Here is an 8,946-nt window from a genome sequence, read left to right as displayed (position 1 = left end):
ACCGATCAATGGTTTCGTGATAATGGCAGAGAGGCCACACCTGTTCCCATCCCGAACACAGCAGTTAAGCTCTCTCGCGTCGAAAGTACTTGGCGGGCAGCTGCCTGGGAGGATAGATCATCGCGAAACCTTTTTGCCGGTCGCACCCAGTTTCTAAGGACCGAAGGGACACCGGAAACTGCTGGAAAACCGCCGAGGAGGATTTCAGAGAGCGGCGGCCGAAGGCGCGGCGCGATCTGCTAAAAACGACCTCGTTGCTGCGATGAAAATTTGGAAAGCCCACAGTGGCTTTTTTTATTGCCTGAGAAAGAGGGCCGGCGCAGCCGGGAACGGCGCCTAAGCGCAGCGCCGGAGCGAATGCACGGGGATGTTTGCAAAGAGGTATCCAGCAAAATACGCAAAGGGAGCGTTGCTTCTAACGGCACTGAAAACTCGTGAAGAAAATTTAGATTGTAATTCAAACGTAAAAACGAATGTGGCCAGGCGGCCTTTTTTTTGTTTGAGATCATTGGGGAATAGGCAATAAAAAAGCCGCGCTGCGGCGGCCGGGTCCCGTAACGGGACTTATTGATATTGAAAGGTGTTGGTCATCCGGGATTTTTTGATCAGCCGCCGGTAAAGGGCGGAATCGGCCAGCAGGTGAGCGTGGGTGCCCACCGCATCCACCCGGCCGGCATCCATCACCACGATTTGATTCACCTGTTCGATAGATTTCAGCCGGCGGGAAACGATGATCACGGTTTTGTCGACGGTGAGAGCGTTGAGTGCCTCCTGAATGGCCATTTCGTTGCCCACGTCGAGGCTCTCGCTGATTTCGTCCAGAAGGAGAAAGAGTGCATTTTTTAAAATGGCCCGGGCGATGGCGATGCGCTGCACCTTACCCCCGGAGAGATGCACCCCTTTGGCGCCGATCAGCGTGCGCTCTCTTTCCGGGAATTTGGCGAGGATCTCGTCGCATTGGGCCAGAGAGAGGGCCTGCATCACGGCTTCGCGGTCGGTGTCCGGCCGGCCAGCACATTCTGGTCGAAGAGCGTCTTGATTTTGCCGATGGCATTGTTGGCTTGAAAGACGTACATTCCGACGTACATGATTTTCATGAAGGCGACGAAGAGCACCCGTTGAACAGCACATAAAACATGAATTTGGCCAGAAAGACCCAGTCGGGCTCTGCCCCGGCGAAAAACAAAAACAAAGCGGCAAGGAAAACAGCGTTGAAAACCACCTGAAAGAACACGTAGCTCCGGCGGCAACTCGTACTGTAGCGCAGAGCGATGTCGGCGTAGTCCCGGATGGCCCGGTAAAAAGCACCCAGAGACTGGATGTCGGCCTTGAAGATCTTGAGCACTTGAATCCCTCGAACGTATTCCACCGCGCCGGCATTCATCGTCTCCAGGGCCTGTATGTAAAGCGTCATGAAATTCCGGTCTCCTATGAGCCGCTGGATGGCGATCAGTCCGGCGACTATCGTCGCGATGAAAATTCCCCCGAGGCGCACGTCGACGGTGAATACGAGCGCCGCCCCAGCACCGGCACGAACACCGCCGTCGACAGATCCGGGATGAGATGGGCCACGCTCATATGGGTCAAGGCGGTGTTGTCGTCGAGGATTTTGCGGATCCGGCCTGAGGGATGCTGGTCATAAAAGCCGAAGGAGGCTTGTATCAAATGACGGATCCCCTGCTTTTTGAGGTTGGTCTCCAGGCGAAAGCCCAAAACGTGGGTGCACCACACCGCCGACAAATACGCCACGGTGCTGACCATCAGGCAGCCCACGATCTGCCAGGCCAGGGTTAAGGCATCGGCGAGATCCCCCTGTCACCAGGATTTTTTTCAAGAAGCCGTAGAGTGAATAATAACTGCCGACGGAGAGGACCGCGGCAGTCAGGGCCAGCAAAACGCCGCCGTAGGCGCAGACGAGGCGCTCAGGGGCGTAGGCTTTGAGCTTTTGATAAATCATGGTCGTTACCACTCTTTTCTGTAGGGCGCTCAGCCCTGCATATTGGCCAGATGCCGCCGAAGAATCAGCTGCCCCAGACACATCCCGACGAAGGCCAAAGCGAAGACGACAACCGTGGCGCTAAGACCCATGAGCCCCTTGCTGAAGCGGATGTAACCATCCATCTCTGCCGGAGATACCCCCCGCGCGATCCAGTGGGTGCGGTAGGATGACACAAAAAACGTCGCCGGGACGATGCCTCCCAGAGCTTGGCCCACATGCAGGATACCGGAGGCGATGGCCAGCCGGGGCACCGAGGTCTCATTGGAATGCGACGCCAGAAGATCCGCCGCCACAGCCGCGGTTAGGTGATCAGCCAGGGCAGGTAGCCCCGCCTATCAGGGCGAAGGCCCCCATTACCGGCAGGGTGAAGCAGGTGAATTCCTACATTTTGCCGATTTTGCGGTTCATAAACAGCAGCACCGCGCCTGAAAGCAAGGCGCAGACGCCCGGGCTGATGGCGTGGCCATAGGGTCCCAGCAGGGAAATGGGCACCATGCTGGCCATATAGATCAGCAGGTCGATCGCCGTGAGCAGGACGATGAGCACAAGGTCTTTTATTTTCAGTCTAAGGTTTCATTGCATGTCTCCATTTCTTTAAAAATTTGATTCAGATCGCCGAAGGCAGCCACCCGGCTCATGGCCCGGACACCGAGTTCGCTGGCGGGTTCGTCAAAGATGATGAGCGTCGCCTCGGAGAGGGAGGCCGCGGCAATCTGCAGCCGCTGCTTTTCGCCGCCGCTCAGTATTGAAAGGATGGGCGTTGCGGTAGGGCCACAGTCCCAGGGGCTGCAGGCTTGCCTTTTTTGCGCCGCAGACAGCCGGCTCCGGCCGATCTCAAGCTCGCCGGCGACGCTGGTGTCGAAAAGCTGGTAATCGGCGCCTTGCATGACGTAAAAGGGCAGATCGTCGGTGTGCACCGTGCCGCCGTCGGGCCGAAGAGAACCGGTGAGAAGTTTGGCCAGAGTCGATTTGCCGGCGCCGTTCACGCCGACGGCGGTCGCGATTTCCCCGGTGTAAAACCGGAGGGAAATCCCCCGGAGCACCGACCATTTGCGCAGCCCGCACACCTCGGCGGCAAAATGGCGGTTAAAGAGGCATTTTCGGAATGAGCATGTGCCTGGATGGTATGGGGCATTCCCGCAGTGAAGGCATGTGCATGGCGCAGATATCAAAATAATAAACGGATCGCTAACCTTATATTATTCCGCAAATACGCAGCGGCAACAGGTGGAAATGTTCACAATTTCATGGCATAATTCACCAAAAGGCAATCGGTAAACAAGAATTTTTGCAAAGCGCAATAATGAAGATAGAAATCGGAAGAGTTTGAACTGTTTTCACATTTTGAAACGACAGCAGGGATACCGACCATTTTGTTTGCCATCACCGCATGAAAAAAACGGGCAGTCGAATATCTGCTTTCATTCGTGGAGCCGTTTGCACGGCGATAAGATCGTGTTCTTTGCTATTTGTATCGGCACACGCATACCTACGCAAACATCAAAAGGGAGAAATGCTTTTGCATCAACTTTCTGCTGATAAGTTGCTATGGCAAGTTGACGAATTATAACGATTAGGTTTGAACGTTTGCGCTTATTTTAGGGAAAGGATATGAAATACCAGTATTCGGTCAACTTAAGTCAATTCGGAATTTTTATTCAGGTTGTGCTTACCAATCTGCAGACGGCGGCAGGAAACGATACGGGACTTTTGACAAGCCAGAGTGCCCGCTTGCATGCAGTAGTCACGGATGGCAGAACGGCGGATGTGGACTTCGAGAAACCGGTAATCTCTTACACGGCAGAGACTACGCCCATACCGGATACCCTGTTACTCTTGACAGTTTCGACAAGTAGACTGTGGTGCCCACAGATCTGCCTCCAAAGATCACCAAGCCTGCCGCACGCACCGGCGGTGAAAGCAACATGCTCTTAGGCCTTGTGATCATGCTGATTTCCGACGCGGCTCTGGTCGGCGTGCTTGTATATCGCAGGCGCAGCTGTTGCTAAACAAAATAAATACCTGAAACGAAATAATGGAATCGGAATATCCCGGCTCTGCAGCAGATTTTGTTGCAAGGCTTTTTCTCATGAAAAGCAATTATAGGAAGGATATGGGGCGTGCTGAATAACGAGGAAGGAACGCAAGAGGACTTGTGGAGGAACGCGATTTCTGTATAATGATAATTAAGGTAACACGGGGAGGGTTTGAGATTATGAAAACAAATTCTTGTGATACATTTACAAAGAAAAACAAAGTAGCGGCAACCGATGTTGTGCGTACATTTTTGAAAGCTTATATCAATCAGAGGAACTGGGAGAAGGCGCGGCGATATCTGGTCGATATTGTGGTGTGGTTTGACATGTTTTCCGGAGGCATTTCCTACAGTACGAATGGGCATAAGCAGCTGCAGGAGAACATGTATCGCATTCATCCAAATACCAGGGTAGTCATTGGAGATCTGCAGGAAACCGGGGTCTGTGAGAGGATACAGATCGTGTCGGGACCCGTGTTGTATGAGGACTGTATTACGAAGGACAAAACGACGCTGCGTATTTTTATTATTTGTATTGCAGACGATAGCAGATGGAAAATACGGCAGTTGGAGCTGGTGCCGCAGGGTTCCTTTGAACAGGTGGAGTGTATGAATACCCGGATAGAAGATGCGATTCAGAGAAGCTGTCTCAACAAGAGTCTTCCTGTGAGTCTGATCTGCTGCAGGTGTGACGACTATTATTCGATTGTGTCTGTAAGTGAAAGGGGCGCCCATCTCTTAGGGTACGACAATTCGGCGGATTTTATTGAAAAGAGCGGGATGTCCGTTTTGAGCAATGTCCATCCGGAGGATACCGAGCGGTTTGTAAGGTTTTTCAAGGAGCTGCAGGAGGATGGGCAAGTACAGTCAGGGGTGTTCAACATTCGCAGAAAAGATCATTGCTATTCGCGTTTATTTATTACGGGGTATAGGGCTCCAAACAGTGACAAGCTTGTGTTTGCTTTTGCTGAATACAAATCGGAGAATGACTTTGTACCTTCCCGTTTAAACTGGAAACGGGGGATTTATATTCGAACTTTTGGTTATTTCGACGTTTTTGTGAATGGACATGCCATTCCGTTCCGATCGGCAAAGGCCAAGGAACTTCTGGCTGTACTGGTTGACAGACGCGGCGGATTTGCCAGCCGTGGGGATATCATTGGGTGTCTGTGGGAGAATGAGCCTGTAAGCAGCCGCACAATGACGCGCTGCCGAAAGGCGTATATGAATCTGATTGCCGAGCTTGCGGCATATGGTGCGGATGATATCGTCGAGTCAAACAGCAAGACCGGGGAACGGCATGTGATTCCGGACAGATTTGAATGCGATTTGTTTCAATATCTGTCTGGAGAACCGCAATACAGAAACTTATTCCACGGAGTCTATCTGGAGAATTATCCGTGGGGAGAATACACGTTGGGAATGCTGGAAAGAAAATACGAAAAGGAATAGGAGAACGACTGAGGAACGGGGGAGGTGCCCGTTAGGAACGGTGCATGTGTTACAATCGAGAAAAGCTTCCAAATGAGTATGAGTAAAAGGAGAGGAGGAGACACAGATGGAGCGATGGAAGAAAATGTATCAGGAAAAACGGAGAAGTCCGGCAGAATTGGCAGAGCTTTTTCAGTCAGGTGACATCTGTCTAAGCAACGGACAGATCGCAGAACCTGTCGCGATCCTGCAAGCATTGGCTGAGCGGGCGGAACGGGAAGGATTGACAGGCATTCGACATTACATCCTTTTGCCCATGCGGGATCAAAAGTACATGGCGCTAGGCATGGAAGCTCATATCAGGCATGTTTCACATTTTGTAAGCGGATTCGACAGGGAAGCAATCTGGGAAGGACGGGCAGATTATCTTCCCGGCCATTACGGTCAGGTGCCCGTATTGTGGAAGCAGGTGCTGGATGGACCGGACGTATTCTACTGCACGGTTTCGCCGATGGACAAGCATGGATATTTCAGCTGCGGCACGGCGGCAGATGTGAGCGAGATCCGAAAAAAGGCAAAGCGATTATTCCTGGAGGTCAATCCGACCATGCCAAGGACATTTGGAAGCCATATTCATATTTCGGAGGTGAATGCTCTGACAGAAAACGATGTTCCCATCACGGAGGTTCCGCCTGCGCCCGTCAGCAAGGATGATCAGATCATCGGCGGCATGATCGCAGAGGAAATCTGTAACGGAGCAACGCTGCAGCTGGGGATTGGCGGTATTCCGAACGCAGTGACGCAAGCTCTTATGGACAAACGGGATCTGGGAGTTCACAGCGAGATGTTTTGTGACAGCATTGTGGATCTGACCAACGCGGGAGTCATCACCAATGATCGCAAAAAGATTCGCCGGGGAAAGACGATTGTCACCTTCAGTTTTGGTGCGCGGAGCACCTATGACTTTATCGATGACAATCCGGGCGTGGAGTTTCTTCCGGTGGATTATGTAAATGATCCCTTTGTGATCGCGCAGAACGACAATGTTGTTTCCATCAATTCCTGCATGGAGATTGATTTGTTCGGACAGGTCTGCTCAGAAACCATTGGACCGAAGAACTTCAGCGGAGCCGGCGGTCAGGTTGACTTTATCCGCGGCGCGGCGGCGTCTAAGGGAGGGAAATCCTTCTTGGCGTTCAAGTCCGCGGCCAGGAAGGGGACGATTTCAAAGATCAAACCGATTCTCACGGAAGGGTCCTGTGTGACCACTACGCGGAATGATGTGGACTATATTGTCACAGAACAGGGAATGGTGAGACTGAAAGGAACGACGTGTTCAGAGCGTGCCAAAGCGCTCATCAGTATTGCACATCCAAACTTCCGCGAGGAACTGACCCATGCCGCCCGAAAAATGCACCTTATCATCTGATGACGACGGGAAGGCGCTGATTAATCCGTGTTTCCCAGGTGAGGGATGTGGAAAAAGTAAGGAACAGAAGGAGGTTGAACCATGGCGATTATGACAAAAGAACAATTCCAGGCGAGTATCCGTGCACGTAAGCCCATGAATGTATGGTTCCTGGGTGAAAAGGTAGAAGATCTTACTACGTTTCCACCTCTGGCAGCGAGCTTCAATGCCATTTCCAAGGTATATGAGCTCCATAATAATCCGGATTGGGCGGAGCTGCTTACGACGACATCCCAGTTAAACGGGGAAACAGTCAGTCTTTATAACGCACCTTTAACATCTCCGGAGGACGCCAATAAGAAAACCCGTGCCGTTCGTGCTCTGGCGGAGGTGATCGGATGCTGCACGCACCGCTGTACCGGATCCGAGGCATTTGCCGGACTGGGACCTTGTACCTATGATATGGATCAGGAGCTTGGAACAGAGTACTATAAGCGGTTTATGAATTTTCTGGATTATGTTCAGAAGAATGACTACAGTTGCACCGTCACGGTGACAGATGTAAAGGGACTACGAACGCTTCCGCCTCACAAGCAGCCCAATAAGGATAGCTATGTCCATGTGGATGAGATTCGGGAGGACGGTATCGTGGTCAGCGGTTACAAGTGTAACCAGACGGGTATTCTGTTTGCCCACGAGATTGTGATTGTTCCGACGACCAATATGAAGCCGGAGGACAAGGATTTTGCGCTGGCATGTGCGATTCCGGCTGACAGCCCGGGAATCACCTTTGTCCTGGGTCGTACTCCGCAGGACAAACGCTTCTTCGAGATGGGAGGCGACATTGAAGGCATCGATCTGGGCAAGCTCTATGCGGATCACCAGGCGCTGGTTTATTTTGACAAGGTATTCGTGCCGAATGAGCGTGTGTTCATGTGTGGAGAGACGGCATACGTTGGCAGACTTCTGAGTTATTTTACGGCTGTGCATCGTCTGACTGCCGGCGGCTGCAAAGCCGGAGGTGTTTCCGCGCTGTCCGGTGCAGCCAGTCTTATGACCGAGATGATCGGAGTGCAGAAGGCCGGACATATTCGGACAAAGCTGACAGAGATGGCAATGACCGCCGAAACGGTATATGCGTTGTCTCTTGCATCCGGTTTGGAAGGCTTCAAGCACCCCAGCGGGTTCTGGATCCCGAATCCGCTTTTGTCGCATACCTGCAAATACACCTGTACCAAGATGCCATTTGAAGCGGTACGATATGCTCGCGATATCATCGCAGGCTTCGGTGAGACTGCTCTGTCAGAGTTGGATATGCGCTCGCCCGAGGTTGGCAAGCTCTGTCAGGATGCTTTCAATCCGGGCAATCCGGATTACGGTGCCTTTGACCGCTTGAGAGCCGCTCGCTTTATCGAGCATATGGTTCGCGGCTCCAACTGGACTGCTATGGCACTCCACGGAGGTGGAAATCAGGAAGCATCTACTGTTATGGCACGTGCTTATACAGACTGGAAGCATCTGCAGAACATGGTGAAGGTAGCCACTGGCATCACAAAGGATCAGGAAGAGTGTGACAAGTTGATCAGTGACATCGGCAAAAGGGAGGGACGCATCTGTACCACTCTGGATTTGCCGAAAGCAGAATAAACCACATGCTTTTATCCCCCGAAGGATTCCTTTGGGGGATTTTCACTGCACGACAGATGGTAATATCTGTTTTTTATCGCAACAGTAATGAAAGTACCCCTTTTCTATTAGAAAGTGAGAACCTCCTGGAAGCATGGATTTATCGGTTGTGAGATAGTCCAAGTACCAAGGGGCTTTTTTAGTACCATAAAAGTGTAGCAGATAGAGATTAATCTCTACTTGCTGCACTTATTTCATATAATGAGGGAAGTAGTTGGTCTGGCGAGGCTCTTTTCTGGGTCATTGCATCCGACATAAAAACCGTCAGCCAATCCCTTGTTATATGAACTCGTTTAAGCAGGTTGGGACAACAACAGAAGCTTCCGTGTAACGAACTAAAAAGAGTTGTAATAAGTGCGGTTGGACAGCTACAAACATACACTCAGG

9 protein-coding genes and 1 rRNA gene are annotated in these 8,946 nt (G+C 51.6%); 4 read left to right on the top strand and 6 right to left on the bottom strand.

The genetic code is table 11. The annotated features are described in order from the left end of the window. The first annotated feature begins 12 nt into the window (after positions 1-12). Positions 13-129, top strand: a 5S ribosomal RNA gene (gene rrf, locus V3C63_RS11595). A 435-nt stretch (positions 130-564) separates the two neighbouring features. Here rrf and V3C63_RS11590 read toward each other — a convergent pair. From V3C63_RS11590 to V3C63_RS11565, 6 genes are all read right to left on the bottom strand, one after another. Beyond that, positions 565-1,131, bottom strand: a complete 567-nt coding sequence (locus tag V3C63_RS11590) for an ATP-binding cassette domain-containing protein (RefSeq protein ID WP_329888105.1) — start codon at positions 1,129-1,131, stop codon at positions 565-567. Continuing rightward, complete coding sequence (locus tag V3C63_RS11585; protein ID WP_329888104.1) at positions 1,094-1,414, bottom strand: hypothetical protein; 321 nt, start codon at positions 1,412-1,414, stop codon at positions 1,094-1,096. The genes V3C63_RS11590 and V3C63_RS11585 overlap by 38 nt, the downstream gene beginning before the upstream one ends. A 47-nt stretch (positions 1,415-1,461) precedes the next feature. Beyond that, positions 1,462-1,761, bottom strand: coding sequence for a hypothetical protein (locus V3C63_RS11580; protein ID WP_329888102.1), 300 nt, complete (start codon positions 1,759-1,761; stop codon positions 1,462-1,464). Between the two features lie 225 nt (positions 1,762-1,986). Further along, positions 1,987-2,292 (bottom strand): MptD family putative ECF transporter S component, encoded by a 306-nt coding sequence (locus tag V3C63_RS11575; protein ID WP_329888100.1) that lies wholly within the window; start codon positions 2,290-2,292, stop codon positions 1,987-1,989. A gap of 88 nt (positions 2,293-2,380) precedes the next feature. Then, positions 2,381-2,545, bottom strand: a complete 165-nt coding sequence (locus V3C63_RS11570) for an MptD family putative ECF transporter S component (RefSeq protein ID WP_329888099.1) — start codon at positions 2,543-2,545, stop codon at positions 2,381-2,383. Between the two features lie 14 nt (positions 2,546-2,559). Beyond that, positions 2,560-3,066 (bottom strand): ATP-binding cassette domain-containing protein, encoded by a 507-nt coding sequence (locus V3C63_RS11565; protein WP_329888097.1) that lies wholly within the window; start codon positions 3,064-3,066, stop codon positions 2,560-2,562. 1,148 nt (positions 3,067-4,214) lie between these two features. Here V3C63_RS11565 and V3C63_RS11555 point away from each other — a divergent pair. From V3C63_RS11555 to V3C63_RS11545, 3 genes are all read left to right on the top strand, one after another. Then, on the top strand, positions 4,215-5,486 hold the full coding sequence (locus V3C63_RS11555) for a PAS domain-containing protein (protein ID WP_329888096.1): 1,272 nt from the start codon (positions 4,215-4,217) through the stop codon (positions 5,484-5,486). Positions 5,487-5,592: 106 nt separating this feature from the next. Continuing rightward, positions 5,593-6,894, top strand: coding sequence for an acetyl-CoA hydrolase/transferase family protein (locus V3C63_RS11550; RefSeq protein ID WP_329888094.1), 1,302 nt, complete (start codon positions 5,593-5,595; stop codon positions 6,892-6,894). Positions 6,895-6,975: 81 nt separating this feature from the next. Beyond that, positions 6,976-8,520, top strand: coding sequence for a 4-hydroxyphenylacetate 3-hydroxylase N-terminal domain-containing protein (locus V3C63_RS11545; RefSeq protein ID WP_329888092.1), 1,545 nt, complete (start codon positions 6,976-6,978; stop codon positions 8,518-8,520). The last annotated feature ends 426 nt before the right edge of the window (positions 8,521-8,946 follow it).

It is taken from the genome of Pseudoramibacter faecis (assembly GCF_036289405.1).
Lineage (GTDB): Bacteria > Bacillota > Clostridia > Eubacteriales > Eubacteriaceae > Pseudoramibacter > Pseudoramibacter faecis.
This window is presented reverse-complemented; position numbering and strand designations above follow the sequence as displayed.

Excerpts from the sequence above, each read along its gene's own strand:
- V3C63_RS11590 (WP_329888105.1), bottom strand. The coding sequence starts at position 1,131 with ATGTGCTGTTCAACGGGTGCTCTTCGTCGCCTTCATGAAAATCATGTA.
- V3C63_RS11585 (WP_329888104.1), bottom strand. The coding sequence starts at position 1,414 with ATGACGCTTTACATACAGGCCCTGGAGACGATGAATGCCGGCGCGGTG.
- V3C63_RS11580 (WP_329888102.1), bottom strand. The coding sequence starts at position 1,761 with ATGGTCAGCACCGTGGCGTATTTGTCGGCGGTGTGGTGCACCCACGTT.
- V3C63_RS11555 (WP_329888096.1), top strand. The coding sequence starts at position 4,215 with ATGAAAACAAATTCTTGTGATACATTTACAAAGAAAAACAAAGTAGCG.
- V3C63_RS11550 (WP_329888094.1), top strand. The coding sequence starts at position 5,593 with ATGGAGCGATGGAAGAAAATGTATCAGGAAAAACGGAGAAGTCCGGCA.
- V3C63_RS11545 (WP_329888092.1), top strand. The coding sequence starts at position 6,976 with ATGGCGATTATGACAAAAGAACAATTCCAGGCGAGTATCCGTGCACGT.